Below are 24528 nucleotides of genomic sequence, written 5' to 3'. Positions count from 1 at the left end.
GAAATTGCTATGCAACATCAATTACTGATTAATGGCGAGCTGGTCAACGGTGAAGGTGAAAAGCAGCCAGTCTATAACCCTGCCACTGGTGAACTCATTCTGGAGATTGCTGAGGCGTCAGCAATGCAGGTTGATGCCGCTGTACGTGCAGCAGACGCCGCGTTTGCCACCTGGGGGCAAACCACGCCGAAAGTCCGCTCTGAACTGCTGCTGAAACTGGCGGATGCTATTGCTGATAACGCGCAAACCTTCGCTGAGCTGGAATCACTTAACTGCGGTAAGCCGCTGCACTGTGTCCTCAACGATGAAATACCCGCTATCGTCGATGTTTTCCGCTTCTTCGCCGGCGCGGCGCGTACCCTGCAAGGACAGGCAGCCGGTGAATATCTGGAAGGGCATACCTCGATGATTCGCCGTGATCCACTGGGCGTGGTGGCCTCTATTGCGCCGTGGAACTATCCGCTGATGATGGCGGCGTGGAAGCTGGCTCCAGCGTTGGCGGCGGGAAACTGCGTGGTGATTAAACCGTCAGAGATTACCCCGCTGACGGCGCTTAAATTGGCCGAATTCGCCAAAGACATTTATCCGGCTGGCGTGATTAACGTGCTGTTTGGTCGCGGTAAAACGGTGGGCGATCCGCTGACCGGCCATGAAAAAGTGCGCATGGTTTCGCTGACCGGCTCCATTGCAACCGGCGAACACATTATTCAGCACACCGCGCCGTCAATTAAGCGTACGCATATGGAACTGGGCGGAAAAGCTCCGGTGATCATTTTTGATGATGCCGATCTGGATGCTGTGGTGAGCGGCGTGCGGACCTTTGGTTATTACAACGCCGGGCAAGACTGTACCGCCGCTTGCCGAATTTATGCCCAGAAAGGCATTTATGATGCACTGGTCGAAAAACTTGGCGCCGCCGTTGCCAGCCTGAAAATCGGTCCGCCGAATGATGAATCGACCGAGCTGGGACCGGTGAGCTCGCAGGCACATCTCGATCGCGTGACTAAAGCGGTCGATGAGGCTAAAGCGTTGGGCCATATTAAGGTCATCACCGGCGGTAAAAAAGTGGATGGTTCAGGCTACTATTTTGCCCCGACGCTGCTTGCTGGGGCGAAGCAGGACGATGCCATCGTACAGCGGGAAGTTTTCGGTCCGGTGGTCAGCGTGACCGTATTTGATGATGAAGATCAGGTGCTGGCATGGGCCAACGATTCGAAATACGGCCTGGCATCCTCCGTCTGGACCCGGGATGTTGGGCGAGCGCATCGCTTTAGCGCTCGCCTGCAATATGGTTGCACTTGGGTCAATACCCATTTCACGCTGGTTAGCGAGATGCCGCACGGTGGGCAAAAACAGTCCGGCTATGGAAAGGATATGTCGGTTTATGGGCTGGAGGATTACACGGTTATTCGCCATGTTATGATCAAGCATGAGTAATATCTTAAGCGCGATCGGCGAATGGGGCACGGATAGCTAAATATTGGCATACGTGTGTCTATACTATTCGCGCCACTGGCCTCGTCGCCATCGGACGGCGGTAAGTTGGAAATATCCGCGAGGTCAGGCTAATTGATACAACAAAGCCCCAGCATATAGCCGGGGCTTTGTGCTTTCAGGATCGCCATCGGGTTTATCTACGGCCCAGACTGCAAAGCCAGGCGAGTAGGGCACAGACGCTCAGAACCAGCCCCAGTTGCTGCACCATGCCTGCTAAACCCAGCATCATCCCAAGTAACAGGTAATAGCTTAATCCGAACAAAGCACCGGCGGCACCGGCCTGTTCACGGTAGTGACGCAGCGCCTGACTCAGCACATTGGGAATGGCGATACCATAGGCAATCACCACGCCGAACACCGGAATCAGGATCCACGCGGAGTGCTGTAAACACCACGCGACGAGACCTGACAACGCTGCCAGCGCACAGGCATAACGTACCAGTCGCTCCGGCGTCAGACCAGTCGTTAACAGTCTTCGGTTCAGCAGGCTACCTGACAGAGAAGCAAACGCAAGTAGTAACCCCGTCCAGCCAAAGGCTCTGGAGCTCCATCCTAATTGCCCGAAAAGAAACGGCGCCAGGCTGTAATAGCTAAACAGCATGGTGTTCAGTAGGGCAACCAGCATGGCGTTTTTCCGCAAATCATTGTCCCGCATCATGCGGGAGAACAATCCGGCAAGCTTCGGGCTGAGCGTATGTTCGGGCCGGGTTTCTGGCAGCATGGTCGCTGTCAGTATTAGCAGTAGCAGCGCCAACAGCACAAGGGCAACAAAGACACCGGTATGGCCATACAGGCTTACCAGCCAACCGCCGCTTAGCAGGCCAAAAACTGGACTCAATGCCAGCGCAGCACCCATTACAGAAAATATGCGGGATAGCGCAGTTGATTCATAACAGTCCCTTAGCATGGTCTGTACCACGACCGACCCGGCAGCCGCACCGATGGCGGAGATCATCCGCGCCATCAGCAAAACGCTGAAGTCGGTGGCAACAACAGCTGCTGCGCAACCTGTTCCATAGCAGATAAGTCCTGCCAGCATCGCCCAACGTCGTCCGATGCAGTCGCTTAGCCACCCCCACATCGCTACGCCGACGGCGAAAGCAACAAAATAAACGGAGAGCGTTTGAGCCGCGCGCTCACTGCTTACGTGAAAAGAGATAGCGATACCCGGCAATGCCGGGCTGTAAATGGTTTCCACCAGTTGTGGAAACATAATCAGTAGTGTAAGAAGCCACAGCGGTGGGCGACGAAGTGTGTTCATAGCAATATCCAGACAGACAGAAAACAGGCGGGCATTATTGCTGAAAGGAATATGTCGCATTACCATTATCAGGACTTTAAATATCAAATATCGGACGTATAATGAAAATTGCCCCCGATGATGCTTTTGATGCGGATAGCTTTGATAAACCGGTAATCGGTATTGCTGCCGATATGGGCGTACATGATTCCGGGCGGCACAGTCATCTTCGTCATCAGCTACTTTTTTCGGCAGCGGGAAGTATTACGATTGAACTGGAGCAGGCCCTGTGTCTGCTACCGCCACGTCGTGCGGTTTGGATCCCGGCAGGCACGGTACATCGCGCCATAATGCGTGGTGTCATGGCTTATCGCTCTTTGTATTTTTCAACCACATTGCCGTTATCTGAGTTACCGCTGCAGATAGTCGAAGTTAATCCGCTTTTTTTTGAAGTGATAGAACGTATGGCATTCTGGCCATGGGAAATGCCTGCCGCACAGCAGTCCAGCCTTATTACCGTTTTTTGTGAGGAAATGCGTGCCGCCCGCAGTGAAAACTGGACATTGCAATATCCCTCAGATCCGCGGCTTAACGTGTGGCTCAAGGGATTACGCATGGGTGAATTGCCACCACGACTGAATCAATTGTCCCGACAGGTTGGGGCATGCGAGAGGACGATCAGTCGAATATTTATCAGGGATACCGGGATGAATTATCAGGACTGGCGGCAGCAATTTAGGTTGTTAAAAGCCATGGAAATGTTGGCTGATGGATGCCATATCAGCAAGGTCGCGCAATATCTGGAGTTTGTCAGCGACAGTGCTTTTATTGCTTTCTTCCATCAACATACCGGCACAACACCTGGCCGTTATTCGGGCAATATAATGCCGCAGAAGGATTAGGGGTATTACATATTAAGGATAATTTACCCAGTGATAGCAGAGTGGGAAGATCGTTTACTGATGGCAGAGAGAAGATCCTCTCTGCCAGCGGACGCTGCAATTAATCAAGAAGAGTTACATCAAGCAAACCAGCCGAACCTTGCGGATATCAGACTGAAAAGTCCTACAGCAGCAAATATATTTATCAGCACCACAGTTTTACTGGAAACATTCATTTTTGCCACCTTTCGTTTTAACCCTTATGGGTATAGTACGGCTTATAACTATCCGCAATAGTACGAATTCTGAACATAATGAAAATGGGTTGTTTTACAGCCGTTTTTCTTAAATTAATTAATAAAACTTGATGTGAGTCATGAAAAAGAGCATATTGCGCGCGATTTTCCCTTCTGGCCAGGATGCCTTAAATGTCCCTATACCAAAAAATGTTGGTTTTTTATGCGGTGATGGCCGTCATCACGGCAATCATCACCTGGTTTCTTTCCCGCGATAAAAAGCGGATTCGCTTTCTTAGCGCGGTATTAGTCGGGGCGACCTGGCCGATGAGTTTTCCCGTTGCGCTGATGTTTTCTCTTTTCTGATGACGGCGTATTCGCCGTTTCAGGAGAAAAGCAGGGCATCTAATCGTTTTTTGTCGGTTTCAGTGACATCCTGTGGGTGCTGATATCCCGCATTCTCATTCGCACGGGTGTACAAGGCAACCAGCCAGTCGTAAACGTAACGGCTTGCACCATGCGAGGGTTGTTCATCCAGCTTCGTCAGGCGTAGCATCGGCGATTGCTTCGGCGCGCTAAAAATAGCCGATCCTTTTTGGATCCTGCTGGCAGGGCGCTGTTCCTCAGCAACGTCGGCAAATCCAAGCCAGGTAATAAAATCACCAATATCGGCGTGTAGCTGCGCGGCACAGACGTTTTCTCGCTGCATAATGCGCTGTAAGCGTTGTGGCATTTCCAGGCGATAGCTGGTGGTGACGAGAATGTCGGCAACCTGCCTTAACGTACGGGGATCGAGTCGTAAACGATGGGCATTATTTTCATCGCGACACCACTGGCGCATGTGGTTAATCCACATTTTGTGTGCCTGATATCCGGTTTCCTGGCTTTCTGGCGAGTGCAGTGTGTCACGCACCTCGGCAAAAAGATCAATCTCTTCATTAAATAAACCGCTTACCTGCTCCTCGCGCGGTTGCTGAATACGCAGCAGCGACTCAAAAATGCGCATCGGCGGGAGCAAACCATCCAGCAGTTCGCCATGTTTTGCCGCTTGCGCCTGTAACTGGCGGATCACCGACTCGTGGCTACCCGATTCGGCTTGCGCGGGATTAATCCAGCTTATCAGGGTTTCGCGGATGCGCTGTTGATGCTGCTCGCGTAGAGAGGTCAACCTGGCCTGGCGCTGCTGTGGTGAAGTTGCCTGAGTCAGCCATTCGACAAGGCGTTGTAAGCTATGTTTATCCAGCGCCTGCAACGTACCCCAATGCAGCCCGGGCTTGCCCATTAATTGCTGCACGGATTCATCAAGGTTTTGCTGGGTACTAAAACGCGCATCCTGCGGGGTAATGGCCCAAACCACGCCCGGTAATGCGGCATCATGAACGGGTTGGGTATCGTTGACCCAGCCCAACAGCTTGCGGGTGATGGCGGGCGTCTGGGCGCGGGCAGAGACCGCGTTGCAGATTAAGAGCACATCCGGTTGCAGATGCTGGCGATAATGTTCCAGCATCCAACCTAATTTTGCCTGCCACAGTGGATGCGGATGAGCATCCGGGGCGAGGGGAATATCGAGCAGATCGACATTCTCCAGCACCGCGTCTTCAACCGTCAGGACCAGCTCGCGCGTGAGCAGCGCCAGTGACGGCAAAGAAAGGCTGACCGCATTGAGCAACTGATGATTTTCAATCGGATGAACCACCACATCGCTTTGCGCCTCATTATTGCCGGTCAATGCCACCTGGGCCAGGAAACTTTCAGCAGGTAAACCAAAATGATCAACCAGCAGGCTCAGCGGGGCCGCTAATTCTTGCGCGTGTCCGGTTTGTTGCAACGTGTGCGCCAGCGCCAGCCACTGCTGCGTCAGCTCCGGTTGTTCTCCCCACAGTAACGCCCAGGCGTTTGCCCGGGTAGTCAGATCCAGTGCGGGTAGCAACGTGGCAAACTGGTGCCATAGCGCATCGTCAATTTGCTGCTGGTTTGCCGGTACGCAGGAACGCCAGAAACGACCGATTGCCGCGACATCATGTGCGGTAATGCCCGGGACCGGGTGACGCTGACGCAGCGTTTGCCATTTTTCCAGGCGCGCCTCAATAATCGATTTCTCGACCTGTCGGTTGTCCGGGAGCGCACTGAACTGGGCGATAAATAGCTGTACCAGTTCGGCTTCACTGAGCAACCGCAGACGCAACGGCCATTCGCTATCATGCGGATTTTCATCGCGCGTAAAGCGGATCGCCATATTGGTTGGTGCATGGCCCGGATTAATATGCGAGAAATAATCAAAGCTGCGATCCGGGGTAACAATATTCACTTTGCCAGCGGCATTGCAGCACAATGCCGCCAGCAGATGTGCTTTTGCCGATTGTGAGTGTCCATATAACCCTATACATCCTTGCGATGAAAAGGTCGTCTTCAGCGCAGATTCACTCACTGCGGCTAGCGTAAGCTGTGCCAGCAGGGCATCCGCTTCATCATCAAGACGCGCTGCACGTTGACGGGTATCTACCACCCACTCGATGGCGGCCTGCGCGGTATTTAACATCTTACTCATTTCAGGTACACGCTCCCGCTATCAATCCAGTAATGGCTTCCGCTATGGCGACGGTCTGCCAGCGTATTCAGTTTTAACGTTAAGGCATTGGCGGCAACGGGGGTGCCATCCTGTAACCAGGCATCACTCAGGATGAAGAATTCCGGGCCACTTTCTTTGCTGCCGCCGCGTAGCTGCAGCCGAACATTCAACACGCCATCTCCGGCGATAGTCTTTGCCAGTTCGGCAGAGTTTATGCTGAGCGTATACAGCGGCGTGGCAGGCCAGCGGCTGTTTGCCAGTTGCCGGAATCCTAACGTCACGTTGCCACGTAACGGGAAATGCAACCGGGCATCCAGCTTCGCCCCAGGTTTATCCAGATCAATATCGTGATACCAGATGTTCTCATCACGCAGGGTATTGACCGTATTATCCAGCACACCGAGAAAGCGTACGGTCGAGTAAGCTCCGATATCGGCAGCTTTAAAGTTAAAGCGTGGCAAACGCAAATCCAGCGCCAGGCTGCACAGCATAGCGCCTACAGCAGCGGTGGATTTAGGGTTACCAATTCGCCCCTGTTGGCTGAACGGATACCACTCATGCACGCGGTAGTTATCCATCCAGATCATACGGTTAACCGGGACAGGTTGCAGATGGCGGATCAACGCCTGTACACCCGGTAAACAGGCGGGCCTGCCGGTCACTAATAAGATATCGCAGCGATAATGTGAAATGGCCTCACAAACCGCGTGCAGCGGGGAAGTCAGGGTAAATTGCCCCGCCAATAGTGCTTCTTGTAACTGCCTGAACTGTACCTGTAACGGCACGCTCAGAACATCAAACGCAGGCGACCCTGCTGGTAACGCATGGTCGATAGCTTGTTGGATGTAGTTCATCACGTTGCGCGTGGGTTGTTGACTCAGGAGTTCCCCAAAGGTGGCATGTAGCCCGGCGACCGGGTCGTTAATATCGCTTTGTTCCCAGGCAGAGAGGACCGCATGACCGAGCGGCATAAAGAGCTGTAACGCCGTTTGTTGACGCAGAATTGCCTGAGTATCGATGCGCCCGGAATCGCCAAACAGCGTGGCCAGCAATGCGGCGGCGTCGGTCACGCCAGCCTGTTGTAAGCGGGTTTGCAGCGCAGGCAACACGCAGCGCTGAATCACGTCCAGCAGCATGTCATCGCCCGCAACTTTAAAACCTTCACGGAACAGCAGATGCGGGGTAATTTTGACATTCGCGCCAACGCCGTCATCAAGCTGGTAATGAACGACGGCCATATCCGTTGTCCCGCCGCCAATGTCGATCGATGCTACGCGCAGCGCACGGCCTTTAGTCTCACCAGGCTCCGGCAAACGGTCCGGGCGGGCAAGGGAGTTAAAGAACGATTCGGTGTGGCCATCGTAGTGTGAGATAGCCTCGTTATACAGCCACACCAGTTGCCCGCAGCTGGCTTCATCCCATTCCATCTGAATTTCAGGTACGGGAACCACACTTTTTTCCTGCTGCTTACGGGTGGTGAAGTCTTCATCCTGTGGGTGCCAGCCCATCGCTTTCCAGACCAGGGCAATAGCTTCAAACATGCGCAGGCGGAAAATCTCGCGCTCCTGTTTGGGCATCGCCGACGGTAGGGTCAGGATCAGCGTCCGCAACTGACGCGGAGACGCCGGGAATCCGAGGCGCAAACGCGTCGCTACGCTGTTAATTTGCCCCAGCGCCTGGGCCAGTATTTCGCACAACATATGAGTCATCAGCGTGCTGCGGCTGTATTGTGGTGAGAACACTGGTAGACGATCGTCCTGCGGCAGGCTGAACAGCGGTTGCCCGTCATCGTTCATCAGGTTCATCAGCGGGAAGGCGGTAGCCAGCGGTTCGCGCTGGGTTTTGCCATTCATCTGGCTAAAGCGCCAGTCATGTAACACCGGCGTTTCATCCCACAGATAGCGGCGCGGGCTTGAGATCCCACTGTTGCCCTCGGTGCCCATACGCTGCATCGCCAGCTTACGGGCTTCATCACCCACACGCACAATCGACGGCCAGATAAAGGCGTCATCACGCCCACTCTCAACGGAAAAATGCTGCTTACCAAAGCGCGCTTCGGAAAACTCCAGCCGACTGGTGAATAGCGGATCGTTGAGGAACTGCGGCTCGCTTAACGAACGGACCTGCAATTCAGCGGTCTGACGCAGCCCGTCATTGGCATCCCCGTGATCTTCAATCAGGACACCACATGTATGGGTATTACCGATATCCAAAATAAGATCGACGGGAATGGCGGGTGTGCTAAGGGTGTGCGTAACCAGTTTCACTTCCGGGACAGAAAGCTGCTCACCTAACAGGGTCAGCACATTCAGCCAGTGCGCCTGGTATTCAAAGTTACGCAGCGCCTGCTGGATCTCTTGTTCTGAGCGGTTCTCATGTTGGGTGACATGGTGCATAAAAGATTCGCGCAACCAGCCGTCAATCCAGGTCTGGTCAAGGAAATCAGCAATTTCGTTGTCATGCCAGGCCAGCGCAAACCGTGTACCGTTAAGCAGATCATTTTCGTTGGGAGTTAACGCCGCAGGGGCATTTTCAGTAAGTTGGCTGTCCAGCGCTACGGTAACACGGTGGGTGTTACCCGCGCTGTCCGGCTGCGCAAGCTTTCGCACCTGCACGCGTGCCCAGTTATCCGGGCCTTCAACAAACGTACGCGGCGGGTTAAAGCGCAGAAACGGCAGCGGCAGCCAGACACCGTCGAGCACGTCCAGCGAATAATGTAACGTCTGGGTACTTTCCGGCTTCACCACTTCGGGTTGTGCGCCGGTGCTGCCCGGTAGGGTATAGCGTCCTGACGTCAGATCGAAGTCCAGTCGCAGTAGCGGACCGTTTGCCGTTTTGCGCACAAAGCGTCCATGGTGCGCAGATTCCTGCGGCGTGAGGCCGAAATCCAGAAATTGTACACCGCTATTGGCGATGAGCGTCACGCTCTGTTTGTAATCACACAGATTCACCAACATAAAATCAGGCACCTATCTTTTTGATCGTCAGAGGGATTTCCGCGTGATCGTCATAACGCGCGGTACAGGCGGCGACGTCGTTGGTTCCCGCTTTACAGGTAATTTCAGGCATCGGATAACGTGACCCGTCGGTACAACGGGCATTGCCGCGACTCTTAATCATTAATTCACCCGACTGGTGCAAACCGGAGAAAATCTCGGCACGACAAACAATATTGTCACCATGAACCACGCGTGCAGTGCCTTTATTGGCCTGGATCTGATAGCGCAGGGACGGCGCTTTGCCGCTCACCGGATCTTTAACATCGACCATGACGCGCCAGTTACCGTTGAGAAAACGTGTCGTTCCTGCCTTCATCTGGTTGGCATCCATCACCAGTGCATCTTTTGGAATTGCGGCAATCACCACCGGTCCTTCGACAGGTTTCTCTTTCTTCACCGCGGGAGTCACTTCAGCACGATGCAGGGGCAGTGCAGATGTCAATGCTGGCAGCGGTGCCATATCAACCTTAGCGACTTCAACAGCGGCGACTGCGGGTCCGGGCTGGGCGGTCTGTTGCTTCCACAGCAGCGGCCCAACGATGGCTGCAATAATCACTGCGGCAACGGGCAGGCTCCACAGCGGCAGGCGGCGTATGGGCTTCTCCTGTACCGGCGGCGCAGTAACTTCAGGTTCGTTAACAATGACCGGGGGGTCAGGTTCAGTCGGTTTTGGCAGATCAACGACCGGCGTCAGTAAGGGGACATCGGCCTCGGCAAAGGTAATTTCCGGTGCGATTTCTGCTTCCTGTTCTGGCTCTGCTACGGTAACCACAGGAGGAACATCGGCAATGCGCAGGCAGTCGAGGACATCGTCGCGGGGATTTTCATTCAAATTGACGAAGCCCCAGAACGTAATAACGGGTTTGCCATCAACCAGAAATACGTGGTTTTCACCGGGAAACTGGATGGCTTTTTCGAGCAGCGAGCCAAATAGCTGTAGCGAGGTTTTCCCCGATTGCAGACTTTTACGGCTCAGGGTCGCCGCATTTTCCAGCGTGCTTCCCAGATAGCGCAGCGCACGAAAACGTGCCTCTTCATCAGCGGCTTTCCACGCCACGGCTTTCCCTTCTATCGGGGAATACCAGTCAACCCGATCGCCGCTGTCGTTAATTTGTGGGATCGCCAGACAATCCACCATCGCCTGCTGTTTACGCAGACGAAGCGTTTCACGAATTTGCAATGCTGAATCAAACACGGCCTGACCACCGCCGCCCACGGCCTGATAGTCATCCAAATTGCCGCTGCGCAAGAGAGTTTTTGCCACGTTGTTACCCCTTAGACTTCTTCACGTATCTACTTTACGTTTTATAAAAACGAGCAAACGGCGAAAGAGAGGCAAAAAGGGGCTAATTTTCATGGCATAGAGTGCCGGGAAAAATCTTGACGTTTTGAAAAAGACTTAAGGGAAATTAATTCGCTTAGGGTGATGAATTATTCAGCGAAATACACCGGATTAGAATAACCTGATAGTGATTTGTTATTGGTCAGTTTTTGTCAGCTATGCTCTGATATCTCGGTTAATAATAAAATAAGAAGGCTTATAACCATGATTGCAAGGAAAACGTTACTCGCGCTGGCTCTCAGCACAGTCTTACCGTCAGGCGCTGCGTTCGCGGCCAATACTGACACCATCATCTACTGATCTGAAGCATCGCCGGAGTCATTTAACCCGCAAATCGCCAGTTCAGGTCCTTCATTTGTGGCCAGTTCACAGGTGCTCTACAACCGACTCATCAACTTTGATCCGGTAAAGAATACCCCGATACCGTCTCTGGCAACGGACTGGACGATTTCCCCGGACGGTAAGACTTACACGTTTACCCTGCGTCAGGGCGTGAAATTCAACAGTAATAAATTCTTTAAACCGACCCGCGACTTCAACGCTGATGACGTGATTTTCTCGGTATTACGGCAGAAAGATGCCGATCATCCGTATCACAAGGTTTCTCAGGGAAGCTACGAATACTTTAACGATGTCGGTCTGGATAAACTGATTAAAGAAGTGAAGAAGGTTGATGATTTTCACGTTCAGTTTGTCCTCAATGAACCTAATGCCGCGTTTCTTGCCGACTGGGGTATGGATTTTGCCTCCATCCTTTCTGCGGAATATGCCGACGCGATGCTGAAAAAAGGCACCCCGGAAAACGTCGATAACTGGCCGATTGGCACCGGGCCTTACGTGTTGCAACAGTACAAGCAGGACTCGCAAATCCGCTATCTTGCCAACCCTAACTACTGGGATGGCGCCGTTCCAACGAAGCACCTGATCTTCTCAATCACGCCAAACGTCCAGACGCGGCTGGCAAAACTGCAAACCAATGAGTGCCAGATAATCCCGGCGCCAGCCCCCGTACAGTTTGACGAGATTAAAAAGAATAAAGATTTGACGCTGCATTCGGTTGAAGCGCTGAACGTCGGATATCTGGCGTTTAATACCGAGAAAAAACCGTTTGATAACGTACTGGTGCGTCAGGCGCTAAACTACGCGACCGATAAAAAGGCCATTATTAACGCCGTCTTTTTAGGTTCCGGTACGGTGGCAAAATCGCCGATTCCGCCGAATATGATGGGCTTCAATAAAGATCTGCAGGATTACACTTACGACCCGCAAAAGGCGAAAGATCTGCTGAAGCAGGCGGGGCTGGAAAACGGCTTTGAAGCGACGCTGTGGTCAATGCCGGTTCAGCGCCCTTACAACCCGAACTCCCGACGGATTGCTGAGATGATCCAGAGCGACTGGGCAAAGGTGGGCGTGAAAGCGAAAATTGTGTCGTACGAGTGGGGGGAATATCTCTCCGGAATGCGTAAAGGTGAGCATGACACCGCGTTGTTTGGCTGGATGTCAGACAACGGCGATCCGGATAACTTCGCCGATGTGCTGCTGGGCTGCGACAGCATAAAAACCGGATCTAACGCCGCGCGCTGGTGCGATAAAGAGTATAATTCGCTGGTTCAAAAGGCGAAGCTGGTGAGTAAACCGGAAGAGCGCGCCGCGCTTTACCAGCAATCGCAAGAGATTTTCTACCAGCAGGCTCCGTGGATAGCCCTGGCAAACGGTAAAACGTTCTATGCTACGCGCAGCAATGTCAGCGGATACAGCGTCAGCCTGATGGGCAGTGATTTTTCAAAAGCAAAATTAAATTAATGAGTTAAGGAGAGGTTATGTCGCATCTGGATGAGGTCAGCGCACGTGTTGATGCCGCCATTGAAGAGAGCGTCATTACGCATATGAATGAATTGCTGATTGAGCTCAGCGATGATGTCGCGTTGAGCCGGGAAGATCGCTATACCCAGCAACAGCGTTTGCGTACGGCGATCGCACATCATGGTCGTCAACATAAAGAGGATATGGAAGCCCGTCGCGAACAGTTGACCAAAGGTGGCACAATCCTCTGATTTTCACTTATCCGGCCTGCAGACACGCTCTGTAGGTCGGATAAGCGAAGCGCCATAAGGCAATTAAAACGAACGTCTCGCCACTAGCCACGCCCCGATGACCAACATTACCGCGCCGCAGACCGGCCCCACCAGCGCCCGCAGCGGCACGCCGTTACTACGTAGAATATCCAGCACCAGCCCGCCGATTAACTGGCTAGCCACCAGCACCGCGATAGTGGTAGCGGCCCCCACATTTTGGTACCCATTGATGCTGGCAAAAACAAAGAACGATCCCAGCAATCCGGGGATGAGCGTCCACCAGCGCACGCTGGATACCAGTTCTCCAAATCCCGCAGCTCCTTGCTTAAACCACAGTATGCTGACAAACAGCACGATCCCGACCAGCGAGTTAAGCAACATGGCGATGAGGATCGTCGAGGACGTCTGGGTGATGCGTACCATCAAGGTATTTTGCACCACCAGACCAATACCTGCGGCAATCAGAAAGGAGAGGGTCAGCGTCTGGTTCATCTACGGGCATCCGGATCGCGGCGATCGTCTAACTGTAACTGCATGAAGGTCAGATCCAACCAACGCCCAAATTTGGTGCCAACCTGCGGCATTTGCGCGGTGGTTTTAAAACCCAGCAAGCCGTGCAGATGCAGTGATGCCTGATTCTGAGATTCAATACCTGCCACCATCACATGCTTGCCGCATGCGCGGGCTTCGTCTATCAGTCTGCTGAGCAGTGCCCGTCCTAGCCCTTTTCCCTGATGTTCAGGATGAACATACACCGAATGTTCAACGGTATGACGGAAGCCATCAAAGTTACGCCAGTCGCCAAAGGAGGCGTATCCCGTAACCACGCCATTCTCTTCACTCACCAGCACCGGATACCCCATCAATTGGCGGGCTTCATACCAGGAAATACGGTTTTCGGCATCGACCGTTTGATCGTTCCAGATAGCCGCCGTATGCAGTACCGCATGGTTGTAGATTTCTGCAATGGCGGCGCAGTCTTCCTTGCTGGCAAATCGAATTGACATGTTGAACCTCAGGGGTTGTTCACTATAGTATTACAATATGAATACTATTGAAGACAGCATAAATCAACGGATCAGTGCAAGAATTCGCATCGAGCGGGAATCTCGCGGTTGGTCACTCACGGAACTTGCCGAGCGCGCGGGCGTGTCGCGGGCGATGATCCATAAAATAGAGCGCGGCGAGAGTAGTCCAACGGCTACGCTGCTGGGTAGGCTTTCCGGTGCGTTTGGCATCAGCATGTCTACCCTGATTGCGCGGGCTGAAATGCAGGAGGGCAAGCTGCTGCGCTTCGTCGATCAGCCCGTCTGGCACGACCCGCAAAGTCACTATCTGCGCCGCCATGTTTCACCGCGCAGCGATCTGCCTATCGATCTGGTACAGATCGAATTACCCGCCGGAAGTGATATCCCGATGCCAGCCTCTTCCTATGTGCAGGCCAGACAACTTATCTGGTTACAGCAGGGTGAATTAGTCTTTGTCGAAGGGGACGTACGCCATAAAATGCAGGCAGGTGATTGCCTGGAACTAGGCCCGCCGAATGACTGTCGGTTTATCAATGAAACCGCGCAACCCTGCGTTTACCTGGTTGTGCGGTTAAACCACGTCGTCAGCTAAATAGCAGGCACAGACTGCTACTATTGATGGATTCATGCCAAAAGCAGAGGAGCACATCATGGGTCAACAGACTAATCGTAACCGTCGCTGGGTACTGGCTTCCCGCCCGCATGGCGCGCCGGTCCCAGAGAACTTCCGTCTTGAAGAAGATGAGGTGGCAACACCAGGTGAAGGCCAGATTTTGCTGCGCACCGTTTATCTTTCCCTCGATCCCTACATGCGTGGCCGTATGAGCGATGAGCCATCTTACTCACCACCAGTAGAGATTGGTGGTGTTATGGTGGGGGGGACCGTAAGTCGCGTGGTGTCATCCCACCATCCGGACTACCAGCCAGGCGAATGGGTATTGAGCTACAGCGGTTGGCAGGACTATGACATCTCCGACGGTAACGGGCTGGTGAAGCTTGGCGATCATCCCGAACATCCCTCCTGGGCGCTGGGTGTTATGGGTATGCCGGGGTTTACCGCTTATATGGGCCTGCTGGATATCGGTCAGCCGAAAGCGGGAGAAACGCTGGTGGTAGCCGCCGCAACCGGGCCGGTTGGCGCAACGGTCGGGCAGATCGGTAAGCTTAAAGGTTGTCGGGTGATCGGTGTGGCGGGTGGGGCAGAGAAATGCCGACATGCCACCGAGGTATTGGGCTTTGATGTTTGCCTCGATCACCACGCACAAGATTTTGCGCAACAACTGGCAAAAGCCTGCCCGCAGGGGATCGATATTTATTACGAAAACGTCGGCGGAAAAGTATTTGATGCCGTTCTGCCACTGCTCAATACCTCAGCGCGGATTCCACTTTGTGGCCTTGTCAGTGGTTATAACGCCACGTCGCTTCCGGCCGGACCTGACAGATTACCGCTGTTAATGGCAACGCTGCTGAAAAAGCGTATCCGCATGCAGGGTTTTATCATTGGTCAGGATTATGGGCACCGCATTCATGAATTTCAGCGGGAGATGGGGCGCTGGGTTAAAGAGGGCAAAATCCACTACCGCGAGCAGGTGACCGACGGTCTGGAAAATGCGCCACAAACCTTTATCGGTCTGCTGACCGGCAAAAACTTCGGCAAGGTAGTGATTCGTCTTGCTGAGGATTGATACGTAAAGGTGGAAGACGGTGAATGCCTGTAACCAGGCCTGCTTCGTACAAAATGTAGGCCTGGTAAAATGCCAATGACGTTATCTGGATGAAAAGCGATTATTCATGGAGAAAATAAGAAGGTTACTACACGAAAGCGAATAAACACTCCACATTGAGATAAATAATGATTACTATTCTCATTCTTAAAAAGGCAAAACCATGATTTTGCTCATTGAAGCTATGTGAAGCAGTAACAAACGAATTTATCAAAGGGAGTCGTCATGTCTTTACGTCATCTGTTTTCACCGCGTCTGCGTGGTTCTTTACTGTTAGGTTCACTGCTCGTTGCATCATCTTTTACTACGCAGGCCGCAGAAGAACTGCTGCGCAAAGCCGTGGGCAAAGGCGCCTATGAAATGGCGTACAGCCAGCAAGAGAACGCGCTGTGGCTGGCGACCTCACAGAGCCGCAAACTGGATACCGGCGGGGTGGTTTACCGCCTTGACCCGGTCACCCTCGAAGTGACTCAAGTGATTCATAACGATCTCAAACCGTTTGGTGCCACCATCAACAACGCCACGCAAACGCTGTGGTTCGGCAACACGGTAAACAGCGCGGTAACGGCGATGGATGCCAAAACGGGCGCGGTGAAAGGACGTCTGGTGCTGGATGCGCGTAAGCGCTCTGAAGACGTTCGCCCGCTGCAGCCGCGTGAGCTGGTCGCCGATGATGCTACCAACACGGTATACATTAGCGGTATTGGTAAAGAGAGTGTGATTTGGGTGGTGGACGGTGAGACGATCAAGCTGAAGGACACCATCCAAAATACCGGCAAAATGAGCACCGCTCTGGCGGTCGACAGCAAGGCTAAACGCCTGTACACCGCCAATGCGGACGGTGAATTCATTACCATCGACACCGCCACCAACAAAATTCTTAGCCGCAAAAAACTGCTGGATGATGGGAAAGAGCATTTCTTTATCAACCTGAGCCTGGACACAGCGGGCAACCGCGCATTTGTCACCGACTCTAAAGCGGCGGAAGTGCTGGTAATCGACACCCGTAATGGCAATGTACTGGCAAAAGTCGCCGCGCCGGAATCCCTGGCCGTGTTGTTCAACCCAGCGCGTAATGAAGCCTACGTGACTCATCGCCAGGCCGGTAAAGTGAGTGTGATCGACGCGAAAAGCTATAAAGTCGTCAAAACATTCGAGACCCCAACGTTCCCGAATAGCCTGGCGCTCTCCGCCGACGGTAAAACCCTGTACGTCAGCGTGAAACAGAAATCTACCCGCGAGAAGGAAGCTACCCAGCCGGACGATGTTATTCGTATTGCGCTGTAAAAAATCTGGAGGGGGAAACCCCTCCTGTCATTTCTCTAAACCCCACGATACGCCTCGTTACACCCCGGCGGTAGCCCGACCCACTTCAGGGACTTACACTACGCCCTCAACGGCTAACTGAATAACACGGGAATACCATGAAAAAGCCATTTATCTGTCTTTGTGCAGGCGTAATGCTGTTTACCCTGGCAGGATGCACCACCGATTACGTCATGACGACCAAAAGCGGACAAACCATTACCACCCAGGGCAAGCCAAAACTGGATAAAGATACGGGAATGACCAGCTATACCGATCAGGATGGAAATGCGCGGGAAATTAACAGCAGCGATGTAGCGCAGTTGATTGAAGCGAACTAAAAAAGAAGGCCTGAAGGGTTAACCTGTCAGGCCTTCAGCCATTATGGCGCGGTGCGGTGGATTTCCGCGACGCGTTTACGCACACCGAACCAGCCTGCAACCAGCAGGATGGCAATCAACGGTAATGACGCGATGGTGTAGGTGCCGTTTGGATAGTCAAACGCCATCAGCACCAGCACACTCAGCAGGAACAGTAGGGTCAGCCACGAGGTAAACGGAGCGCCCGGCAGTTTAAAGCTGACGTCTGCCGTTTTACCTTCTTTTATGGCCCGGCGCAGACGCATCTGACAGACCATGATAAAGCCCCACGACGCAATAATGCCCAACGACGCGAAGTTCAACACGATCTCAAACACCTGCGACGGCACCAGATAGTTCAGGAATACCCCGACGACATAGACGACCAACGTGGCGAGGATCCCAGCCCAGGGTACTTGTTGACGGCTCATTTTAGCCATGAATTTAGGCGCCGATCCGCCCATCGACATGGAACGTAAAATACGCCCGGTGCAGTACAGCCCAGAGTTAAGGCTGGAAAGCGCCGCGGTGAGCACCACAATATTCATGATACTGCCGATATACGGCACGCCCAGTTTGGAGAAGAAGGTAACAAACGGGCTTTGCCCCGCCTGATAGGCATTCCATGGCAGTAACAGAACCAGCAGCACCACAGAACCGACATAGAACAGACCAATACGCCAGATAACGCTATTGATCGCTTTTGGCACCATGGTTTGCGGATCTTTGCACTCACCAGCGGCAGTGCCCACCAGTTCAATAGAGGCAAATGCGAAAACCACCCCCTGAACCAGTACCAGCGCCGGCAGCAGGCCATGTGGGAAGAATCCACCGTTGTCGGTGATCAGGTGAAAACCGGTGGCGTTACCATCCAGCGGCTTTCCAGTGCCTAAAAAGACGGTACCCACCACCAGGAAAATCACAATCGCCAGCACTTTGACCAGTGCAAACCAAAACTCCATCTCCGCGAACCACTTCACGCCGATCATGTTCATGGTGCCGACAATAGCCAGCGCGCCGAGGGCGAACACCCACTGCGGTACATCCCCAAATGCGCCCCAGTAATGCATATACAACGCCACCGCGGTGATATCGACAATGCCGGTCATCGCCCAGTTGATGAAGTACATCCAGCCAGCCACATAGGCGGCTTTCTCACCTAAAAATTCACGAGCGTAGGAGACAAAGCTGCCGCTGGAAGGGCGATGTAAAACCAGTTCACCAAGCGCGCGCAGTATAAAGAACGAAAAAATACCGCACACCAGATAAACCAGCGCTAAAGCGGGACCCGCCATCTGCAAGCGTGCTCCAGCCCCTAAAAACAACCCGGTACCAATTGCGCCGCCAATGGCGATCATTTGTACCTGTCGATTACCCATCGCTTTGTGATACCCCTCTTCGTGGGCATTCAACCAGCGTCGTTTCGCCGCATGTTGTTCCGCGGCTTGCGTGTTGTTTGTGTTCATTACTTTTCCTGTTGACCTGACAAAAATACCAAATCCTTTTTGCCGCACCAGCTGCGGCGAAAACAGCCTTACTCTTCATTGTGTTATGGGTGAAAACTGCCGGCCGAGCATCCTACATTCAATTGTTCGGTTCCGCAAAGCCCCGATAACAAGAATTCAGCATTTTGTACAGCCAGCACTGGCGCGGTGTGGCCTCGATTCAGCAAATAAAAGAGAAGGGTGTAAATACGTGGAGAGGTGTGCGCTTATCGAGACATTCATCCGATAAGCGCCGTAAGGTTATGCTGATACGCCAAAGACCTGAACGGCCTGCTGTAAGCGCGATGAACGTTGAGTCAGATCGGCGGTAGCATCGGTGACACGCTCCACCATCTCGGCGTTATTGTGTGTCATGGTACCAACGCGTGAAATAGAATCGTTAATCAGATCCAGCGCCTGGGTTTGCTCACGCGTCGCCAGACTAATATCTTTGATCATCATCGACATCTGCAGGACATCGCCAATCATCCCGGTGAGATGCGTTTCCGTTTGCTCCACCATTTTGACGCCGCTATTGACGTTGGCGACGTTCTTCTCGATCAGTTGTTTGATCTCTTTTGCTGCAGACGCCGAGTGTTGCGCCAGATTACGGACCTCTGCCGCCACAACGGCAAAACCACGCCCGGACTCCCCGGCTCGCGCGGCCTCAACCGCGGCATTGAGCGCCAGAATATTAGTCTGGAAAGCAATACTGTCGATAACGCCGATGATGTCGACTATCTGCCCGTTGTCACGCGATATCGCCTGCATCATGGCAATAGTTTGTTTCATAATATCGCCGCCTTCTGCCGCATTGGCGCTGGTTTTATCGGCCATGGTCATAGTATGAGCCGCAGTCTCAGCAGTTTGCTGTACGGCGCTACCAATTTCTTCAATGGCGGCAGCGGTTTGTTGCAGGTCGGCAGAGGTTTCTTCTGAACGCTTGTGCAGCGCCGTACCTTCTTTTGATACCCGCTGACTGATGGCGCGAATACCGGATATTTGCGTACTGACATCATCGACCAGTGAATTCAGATTAAGCCCGGACTGATTAACCAGACGCATCAGCATTCCGATCTCATCCACTCGATTTAAATGACAGTTATCAGGTTTTCTCCCGGAGACCACTTTCTTCATTTGCGTCAGTAGCGTATTAACTGGCTGACAAATTTGATACTTAAGGTAAATAGCAAGCATCAGAAATAAGAACAGCAACCCTCCCGCCTGAATAAATGGATTAACAGGAGCGAAGAGAAATAGAACAGCGAGCAGGGCGATTACCCCTAAAGAATAATTGACGCGCTGGCTAATGCTCAGCCATTTAAACATTGATGCCCATGACAATATTCCGCGACGAATGACAATGCCTTTAAAAAGTCGAAATCCTTTAAGCTGCTGATTATTAATTTTATGATATAAGCTTTCGCTTTGAGTTATTTCATCGCGCGAAGGAACGGTACGCACCGAGATGTAGCCGGTGAGTTTTTCATTGTGCCAGACCGGCGTAACGTTGGCGCGAACCCAGTAATGGTCGCCATTCTGCCGGCGATTTTTCACCATCCCCGTCCAGCTGTCTCCCTGCTGTAGCGTGTACCACATATCGGCGAACGCCGCGGGAGGCATATCGGGATGGCGAATAATATTATGCGGTTCGCCCATTAATTGCTGTTCGTTAAATCCGCTGGCATCAATAAACGCGGAGTTAGCGTAGGTAATATGACTTTCTTTATCCGTCGTAGAAAGCAGCGTCGCTTTATCGTTAAGTGCGTGCTCAATTTGTGTAACGGGCATGTTACTTTTCATAGAGGTCCCATGGTGCTATGTATAATCCATACAAAAATCCCCGCAATAAAATCGGGGGATATAAAAATCTGTTTTAGACCGTTTTAATAAGAAACGTTGCATTCTCTACTAATCATCAATTCTGTGGAAGTAGTTAAAATAAAAATTTCTATGTAAATCATTCATCCTGCGTCATAAAATTGAAACAATTAATACAAGCGTATAACGTGACAAGTCGTTTAAACTGACTTAACGTAAATCGCGTTAAAAAACCTTTTCGTAAAAAGAAAACTGGCATGAAATGATTTTAATGTTATTACCGTGATGGCAACGACCCTATTATATTTCGTAGGCTATTAATTGCGGGTGTTTTTTTAGTTTGGCGTTACAACCTGTACTGGGCGATCCAAATTTTAACCCTGGCAGCGACAGGGGTTGTTATCTACTTTTTAGCTGAGCAAATGTGAATTAAATGTTTCAGTATGGCTATTTGATAAATTAATAATAAAGACATGTTAACAAACATAGGCTCGTAACATGTCATATCGCCTGAGTATTCTGGATAAAAGCCCCATCGGGGAAGGTGAAACTGCCGCGACCGCGCTTTCCCGGACGTTGCGCCTGGCGCAACAGGCAGAAGAGTGGGGGTACCATCGTTTCTGGATCGCGGAACACCATAATACACCACAGCTGGCCAGCCCATCGCCGGAGCTGGTGATCGCCTGGATCCTCGGGCAAACCCAGCATATCCGCGTAGGTTCCGGCGGCGTGATGCTGCAACATTACAGCCCGTACAAAGTGGCGGAAAACTTCAATCTTCTGGCATCACTGGCTCCTGGACGTGTCGATCTCGGCGTAGGGAAAGCCCCTGGCGGCTTACCGTTGTCGACCAAGGCGTTACAGCATGGACTGCATCAGGAAGAAAAAGGTAGTTTTGCCGACCAGCTTTCTCAGCTTAACAATTGGCTGGCGCTGAGCGGAACGGAAAGCGGGGAAACGGTATTCCCGACGCCAATTCCACCGATACCACCGGAAAGGTTTGTACTGGGAGCCAGTGTGCAAAGCGCGCAGCTAGCAGCACAATCCGACTGGAATTTCATCTTCGCAGCGCACCTCAATGGTGACAAAGCGTTATTGCATGACGTTTTGTCCTTCTGGCAGACCCACAGTGCACGCCCGACGATAGTCGCCGTGCAGGTGATTGTGGCTGACAGTTACGACACCGCTGCGCAACTGGCGGAAAACGTACAACTCTGGGGCGTGGAGCTGGAAGATGGTCAACGTGTCACGGTACCCAGCGAAGAACAGGCGCTGGCGTTTGCCGCTCAGTCTGGCAGCCCACCACGCAAAATCGCGCGTCGTGAGCAGGCGTTGCTACACGGCACCGCTCAGGAGGTGATGGCAAAGCTGAATGCTCTGCATACGCAATTTGGCATTGACGAATTCATTATCGACACGCCAGTGGCGCAAGGGCATGCGCGTCTGACATCGCTGCGTTTGTTGGCGCAAGCCCATAATGCCGTGGAGGTGCTCTGATGACTCTCGGCTCAACGCTTATCGACTGGCGTCGTGAACTACATCAGCATCCGGAGCTTTCTCTACAGGAGGAAGCAACCACGGCGCGCATTCACGCCTGGTTGCACGCTGCGGACGTCGACATTCTGCCATTCGAGCTGAAAACCGGTCTGGTCGCGGAAATTGGTCAGGGGGAAGATGTCATCGCGCTGCGGGCGGATATCGACGCGCTACCGATAGAAGAAAGCGCCGACGTTCCGTTTCGCTCCCTCACGCCGGGCGTGATGCATGCCTGCGGGCATGACGTCCATACCAGCGTTATGCTTGGTGCAGCACTTCTGCTAAAACAACAGGAAACAACCTTACCGGGGCGAGTACGTATTTTGTTTCAGCCAGCTGAAGAGAGTTTTGGCGGCGCAAAAACGTTGATCCGCGCCGGTGCGCTGCAAAACGTAGCGGCTATTTTCGGTATGCACAATGAGCCCGGTTTGCCGGTGGGCGAATTTGCCACACGCGGCGGCGCATTTTATGCCAATGTCGACCGCTTCGTACTGCGCATAAATGGCAAGGGCGCACATGCGGCGCGTCCGCATGAAGGTAAAGATGCCATTCTGCTCGCCAGCCAACTGGTCACGGTGTTGCAAAGCGTTGCCAGTCGCGACGTTAACACGCTGGATTCGGTGGTGCTCAGCGTGACACGTATTCAGGGAGGAAACACATGGAACGTACTGCCAGAGTCCGTTGAGCTGGAAGGGACGCTCAGAACGCACCGAACCCAGGTACAGCAGCAGGTTAAGGCCCGGGTTAATGACATCGCCGCCGGATTTGCCCACGCCTTTGGCGCACAAATCGATGTAATCTGGCATGCAGGGCCAACCGCGTTAGTAAATGACGATCGTTGGGCCGATATTGCCACCGCGGTGGCGAAACAATCAGGCTACACCACCCACCATGCCGACCTGCATATGGGCGGGGAGGATTTTGCCGTCTACCTGCAAAATACGCCTGGCGCATTTGTCAGTATTGGCAGCGCCAGTGAATACGGATTACATCACCCGGGATTCAATCCGGACGAGCGTTTAATTGAACCTGCCGCGCATTATTTTGTGCAGTTAGCAAAAACGGCATTCGCACATCTTTAAGTTTACCTGTTGGGTAGGGGTTATTATGGCTGAAAATCGGCAACTACGGCTCGGCACTATTCTGCATGGCGCATCGGGAAATATGTCCGCATGGCGTCATCCGGCGGCTCAGGCCGATGCCAGTATTAATTTTGATTTTGTCAAAGAGACGGCGCTTATTGCGGAAAAAGGGAAGCTGGATTTTATTTTTGTCGCTGATGGTCTGTATATTAATGAAAAATCAATCCCGCACTTTTTAAATCGTTTTGAGCCGCTGACGGTATTATCCGCTTTGGCCAGCATCACCCAGAATCTGGGACTGGTTGGCACTGTGTCCACATCATACAGCGAGCCGTTTACTACCGCTCGGCAGTTCGCTAGCCTGGACCATCTCAGCCAGGGGCGCGCCGGGTGGAACGTGGTTACGTCACCTCTGGAAGGATCGGCAAAAAACTACTCTCGCGCTCAGCATCCAGAGCATGCCCAGCGTTATCGTATTGCCGATGAATATTTACAGGTAGTGAAAGGGCTGTGGGATTCCTGGGAAGACGATGCTTTCACCCGTAATAAAACAAGTGGAGAATTTTTTAATCCGCAAAAACTGCATACGCTTAACCATCATGGAGATTATTTCCAGGTCGCCGGACCGTTAAATATTGGGCGTACGCCACAAGGCCGTCCGATTATATTTCAGGCGGGCGCTTCAGTAGATGGTAAAAAATTAGCGGCACAGAATGCTGATGCCATTTTTACCCATCAGGAGTCGCTGGCAGAGGCGAAAGCGTTCTATCAGGATGTAAAAAGTCAGCTGGAAAACACCGGACGACATCCCGATCAACTGCATATATTCCAGGGCGTTAGCGTTATTGTTGGCGACAGCGCAGAGGACGTTGAGCAGCAGTATCAGACTACCGCTGCGCTGGTCTCCGTTACTGACGCGCTGAACTATCTTGGCCGCTACTTTGAACATCATGATTTTGCCCAATATCCGCTGGACGCACCGTTCCCGGATCTGGGCTCTCTCGGACAAAACAGCTTTCGCAGTACGACTGATGAGATCAAGCGCAACGCACGCGAGCGTGGTTTAACACTTCGTCAGGTTGCTCTGGAAGCGGCCAGTCCTCGTCCGCGTTTCAGCGGCACGCCACAACAGGTTGCCGACGGACTGCAACAGTGGTTCGACGAAAAAGCCGCAGACGGTTTTATCATCCAGGGTGGCACGCCGGATACCTTTCCGCGGTTTGTCGAACAGGTTGTCCCCGAGCTTCAGGCGCGCGGCCTGTTCCGCCATGAATATCCCGGTACGACCCTGCGCGCAAGCCTGGGATTAGCGACACCTGCAAATCAATTCACACAATAAGAGAAAAACGC

Annotated in this window: 20 protein-coding genes and 1 pseudogene; 12 read left to right on the top strand and 9 right to left on the bottom strand. The window is 52.7% G+C overall.

Annotation, left to right across the window (positions count from 1 at the left end; all coding sequences use genetic code 11):
• Nucleotides 1-9: 9 nt before the first annotated feature.
• Entirely contained in the window at nt 10-1437 is a 1428-nt protein-coding gene (gene patD / locus OGY72_RS06150; protein WP_003833127.1) for an aminobutyraldehyde dehydrogenase, read from the top strand.
• A gap of 193 nt (nt 1438-1630) precedes the next feature.
• Here patD and OGY72_RS06145 read toward each other — a convergent pair whose 3' ends face one another.
• Nucleotides 1631-2758, bottom strand: a complete 1128-nt coding sequence (locus OGY72_RS06145) for a multidrug effflux MFS transporter (RefSeq protein ID WP_286547424.1) — start codon at nt 2756-2758, stop codon at nt 1631-1633.
• A 101-nt stretch (nt 2759-2859) separates the two neighbouring features.
• Here OGY72_RS06145 and OGY72_RS06140 point away from each other — a divergent pair, with 101 nt between their 5' ends.
• Nucleotides 2860-3639, top strand: coding sequence for an AraC family transcriptional regulator (locus tag OGY72_RS06140; RefSeq protein WP_126318015.1), 780 nt, complete (start codon nt 2860-2862; stop codon nt 3637-3639).
• Between the two features lie 119 nt (nt 3640-3758).
• Here the strand turns inward: OGY72_RS06140 and yncL are convergent, their stop codons facing one another.
• Nucleotides 3759-3854, bottom strand: a complete 96-nt coding sequence (yncL, locus tag OGY72_RS06135) for a stress response membrane protein YncL (RefSeq protein ID WP_071524268.1) — start codon at nt 3852-3854, stop codon at nt 3759-3761.
• Nucleotides 3855-4046: 192 nt separating this feature from the next.
• Here yncL and OGY72_RS06130 point away from each other — a divergent pair, with 192 nt between their 5' ends.
• Nucleotides 4047-4220 (top strand): GhoT/OrtT family toxin, encoded by a 174-nt coding sequence (locus OGY72_RS06130; RefSeq protein ID WP_003020198.1) that lies wholly within the window; start codon nt 4047-4049, stop codon nt 4218-4220.
• 19 nt (nt 4221-4239) lie between these two features.
• Here the strand turns inward: OGY72_RS06130 and OGY72_RS06125 are convergent, their stop codons facing one another.
• From OGY72_RS06125 to OGY72_RS06115, 3 genes are read right to left on the bottom strand one after another with little or no spacing between them, the layout of a single operon-like run.
• Nucleotides 4240-6402 (bottom strand): virulence factor SrfC family protein, encoded by a 2163-nt coding sequence (locus tag OGY72_RS06125; RefSeq protein WP_286547421.1) that lies wholly within the window; start codon nt 6400-6402, stop codon nt 4240-4242.
• Entirely contained in the window at nt 6399-9380 is a 2982-nt protein-coding gene (locus OGY72_RS06120) for a virulence factor SrfB (RefSeq protein WP_286547419.1), read from the bottom strand. Before OGY72_RS06120 ends, OGY72_RS06125 begins: the two co-directional genes overlap by 4 nt.
• 4 nt (nt 9381-9384) lie before the next feature.
• Nucleotides 9385-10686 carry an SrfA family protein gene (locus OGY72_RS06115; RefSeq protein WP_286547417.1) on the bottom strand — a complete coding sequence of 434 codons (1302 nt, stop codon included), beginning with the start codon at nt 10684-10686 and terminating at the stop codon, nt 9385-9387.
• Between the two features lie 282 nt (nt 10687-10968).
• On the opposite strand from OGY72_RS06115, the pseudogene OGY72_RS06110 reads away from it, so the two are divergent.
• Together OGY72_RS06110 and OGY72_RS06105 are read left to right on the top strand one after the other, a co-directional pair.
• Nucleotides 10969-12567: pseudogene (locus OGY72_RS06110) on the top strand (ABC transporter substrate-binding protein).
• Nucleotides 12568-12584: 17 nt separating this feature from the next.
• Nucleotides 12585-12818 carry a YdcY family protein gene (locus tag OGY72_RS06105; protein ID WP_003020183.1) on the top strand — a complete coding sequence of 78 codons (234 nt, stop codon included), beginning with the start codon at nt 12585-12587 and terminating at the stop codon, nt 12816-12818.
• Between the two features lie 63 nt (nt 12819-12881).
• Here OGY72_RS06105 and OGY72_RS06100 read toward each other — a convergent pair whose 3' ends face one another.
• Complete coding sequence (locus OGY72_RS06100; RefSeq protein ID WP_286547414.1) at nt 12882-13331, bottom strand: DMT family transporter; 450 nt, start codon at nt 13329-13331, stop codon at nt 12882-12884.
• The gene (locus tag OGY72_RS06095) at nt 13328-13846 is read right to left on the bottom strand and encodes a GNAT family N-acetyltransferase (RefSeq protein ID WP_003833100.1); all 519 of its coding nucleotides are present in this window, start codon (nt 13844-13846) and stop codon (nt 13328-13330) included. The genes OGY72_RS06100 and OGY72_RS06095 overlap by 4 nt, the downstream gene beginning before the upstream one ends.
• 37 nt (nt 13847-13883) lie before the next feature.
• Between OGY72_RS06095 and OGY72_RS06090 the strand changes: the two genes are divergently transcribed.
• From OGY72_RS06090 to OGY72_RS06075, 4 genes are all read left to right on the top strand, one after another.
• A complete protein-coding gene (locus OGY72_RS06090; RefSeq protein ID WP_286547412.1) occupies nt 13884-14459 on the top strand; it encodes a helix-turn-helix domain-containing protein in 576 nt (191 codons plus the stop codon).
• 58 nt (nt 14460-14517) lie between these two features.
• Complete coding sequence (gene curA / locus OGY72_RS06085) at nt 14518-15552, top strand: NADPH-dependent curcumin/dihydrocurcumin reductase (RefSeq protein ID WP_148361950.1); 1035 nt, start codon at nt 14518-14520, stop codon at nt 15550-15552.
• 264 nt (nt 15553-15816) lie between these two features.
• Nucleotides 15817-16878 carry a 7-bladed beta-propeller protein YncE gene (gene yncE / locus OGY72_RS06080; protein ID WP_286547408.1) on the top strand — a complete coding sequence of 354 codons (1062 nt, stop codon included), beginning with the start codon at nt 15817-15819 and terminating at the stop codon, nt 16876-16878.
• A gap of 137 nt (nt 16879-17015) precedes the next feature.
• The gene (locus tag OGY72_RS06075) at nt 17016-17237 is read left to right on the top strand and encodes a YgdI/YgdR family lipoprotein (RefSeq protein WP_003833091.1); all 222 of its coding nucleotides are present in this window, start codon (nt 17016-17018) and stop codon (nt 17235-17237) included.
• A gap of 41 nt (nt 17238-17278) precedes the next feature.
• Here OGY72_RS06075 and ansP read toward each other — a convergent pair whose 3' ends face one another.
• Both ansP and OGY72_RS06065 read right to left on the bottom strand, forming a co-directional pair.
• Entirely contained in the window at nt 17279-18721 is a 1443-nt protein-coding gene (gene ansP, locus OGY72_RS06070; RefSeq protein ID WP_003833088.1) for an L-asparagine permease, read from the bottom strand.
• Between the two features lie 279 nt (nt 18722-19000).
• Nucleotides 19001-20542 carry a methyl-accepting chemotaxis protein gene (locus OGY72_RS06065; RefSeq protein ID WP_079937291.1) on the bottom strand — a complete coding sequence of 514 codons (1542 nt, stop codon included), beginning with the start codon at nt 20540-20542 and terminating at the stop codon, nt 19001-19003.
• 516 nt (nt 20543-21058) lie between these two features.
• Here OGY72_RS06065 and OGY72_RS06060 point away from each other — a divergent pair.
• Genes OGY72_RS06060 through OGY72_RS24895 form a run of 3 tightly spaced genes read left to right on the top strand, consistent with a single transcriptional unit; the run spans nt 21059 to nt 24517 of the window.
• Nucleotides 21059-22057, top strand: a complete 999-nt coding sequence (locus OGY72_RS06060; RefSeq protein ID WP_286547405.1) for an LLM class flavin-dependent oxidoreductase — start codon at nt 21059-21061, stop codon at nt 22055-22057.
• A complete protein-coding gene (locus tag OGY72_RS06055; RefSeq protein WP_286547403.1) occupies nt 22057-23178 on the top strand; it encodes an amidohydrolase in 1122 nt (373 codons plus the stop codon). The genes OGY72_RS06060 and OGY72_RS06055 overlap by 1 nt, the downstream gene beginning before the upstream one ends.
• Nucleotides 23179-23203: 25 nt before the next feature.
• The gene (locus OGY72_RS24895) at nt 23204-24517 is read left to right on the top strand and encodes an LLM class flavin-dependent oxidoreductase (protein ID WP_502873597.1); all 1314 of its coding nucleotides are present in this window, start codon (nt 23204-23206) and stop codon (nt 24515-24517) included.
• The last annotated feature ends 11 nt before the right edge of the window (nt 24518-24528 follow it).

The organism is Citrobacter sp. Cpo221 (genome assembly GCF_030332345.1).
GTDB lineage: Bacteria > Pseudomonadota > Gammaproteobacteria > Enterobacterales > Enterobacteriaceae > Citrobacter > Citrobacter portucalensis.
Note: the sequence above shows the minus strand (reverse complement) of the source record. Positions and strands in the feature narration are given on the sequence as shown.

Coding starts and splice junctions, on each gene's coding strand:
- OGY72_RS24895 (WP_502873597.1), top strand. CDS start 23,204: ATGGCTGAAAATCGGCAACTACGGCTCGGCACTATTCTGCATGGCGCA.
- OGY72_RS06090 (WP_286547412.1), top strand. CDS start 13,884: ATGAATACTATTGAAGACAGCATAAATCAACGGATCAGTGCAAGAATT.
- OGY72_RS06060 (WP_286547405.1), top strand. CDS start 21,059: ATGTCATATCGCCTGAGTATTCTGGATAAAAGCCCCATCGGGGAAGGT.
- OGY72_RS06130 (WP_003020198.1), top strand. CDS start 4,047: ATGTCCCTATACCAAAAAATGTTGGTTTTTTATGCGGTGATGGCCGTC.
- OGY72_RS06145 (WP_286547424.1), bottom strand. CDS start 2,758: ATGAACACACTTCGTCGCCCACCGCTGTGGCTTCTTACACTACTGATT.
- OGY72_RS06105 (WP_003020183.1), top strand. CDS start 12,585: ATGTCGCATCTGGATGAGGTCAGCGCACGTGTTGATGCCGCCATTGAA.
- yncL (WP_071524268.1), bottom strand. CDS start 3,854: ATGAATGTTTCCAGTAAAACTGTGGTGCTGATAAATATATTTGCTGCT.
- OGY72_RS06125 (WP_286547421.1), bottom strand. CDS start 6,402: ATGAGTAAGATGTTAAATACCGCGCAGGCCGCCATCGAGTGGGTGGTA.
- OGY72_RS06075 (WP_003833091.1), top strand. CDS start 17,016: ATGAAAAAGCCATTTATCTGTCTTTGTGCAGGCGTAATGCTGTTTACC.
- curA (WP_148361950.1), top strand. CDS start 14,518: ATGGGTCAACAGACTAATCGTAACCGTCGCTGGGTACTGGCTTCCCGC.
- OGY72_RS06055 (WP_286547403.1), top strand. CDS start 22,057: ATGACTCTCGGCTCAACGCTTATCGACTGGCGTCGTGAACTACATCAG.
- OGY72_RS06140 (WP_126318015.1), top strand. CDS start 2,860: ATGAAAATTGCCCCCGATGATGCTTTTGATGCGGATAGCTTTGATAAA.
- OGY72_RS06100 (WP_286547414.1), bottom strand. CDS start 13,331: ATGAACCAGACGCTGACCCTCTCCTTTCTGATTGCCGCAGGTATTGGT.
- yncE (WP_286547408.1), top strand. CDS start 15,817: ATGTCTTTACGTCATCTGTTTTCACCGCGTCTGCGTGGTTCTTTACTG.
- OGY72_RS06065 (WP_079937291.1), bottom strand. CDS start 20,542: ATGAAAAGTAACATGCCCGTTACACAAATTGAGCACGCACTTAACGAT.
- ansP (WP_003833088.1), bottom strand. CDS start 18,721: ATGAACACAAACAACACGCAAGCCGCGGAACAACATGCGGCGAAACGA.
- patD (WP_003833127.1), top strand. CDS start 10: ATGCAACATCAATTACTGATTAATGGCGAGCTGGTCAACGGTGAAGGT.
- OGY72_RS06120 (WP_286547419.1), bottom strand. CDS start 9,380: ATGTTGGTGAATCTGTGTGATTACAAACAGAGCGTGACGCTCATCGCC.
- OGY72_RS06095 (WP_003833100.1), bottom strand. CDS start 13,846: ATGTCAATTCGATTTGCCAGCAAGGAAGACTGCGCCGCCATTGCAGAA.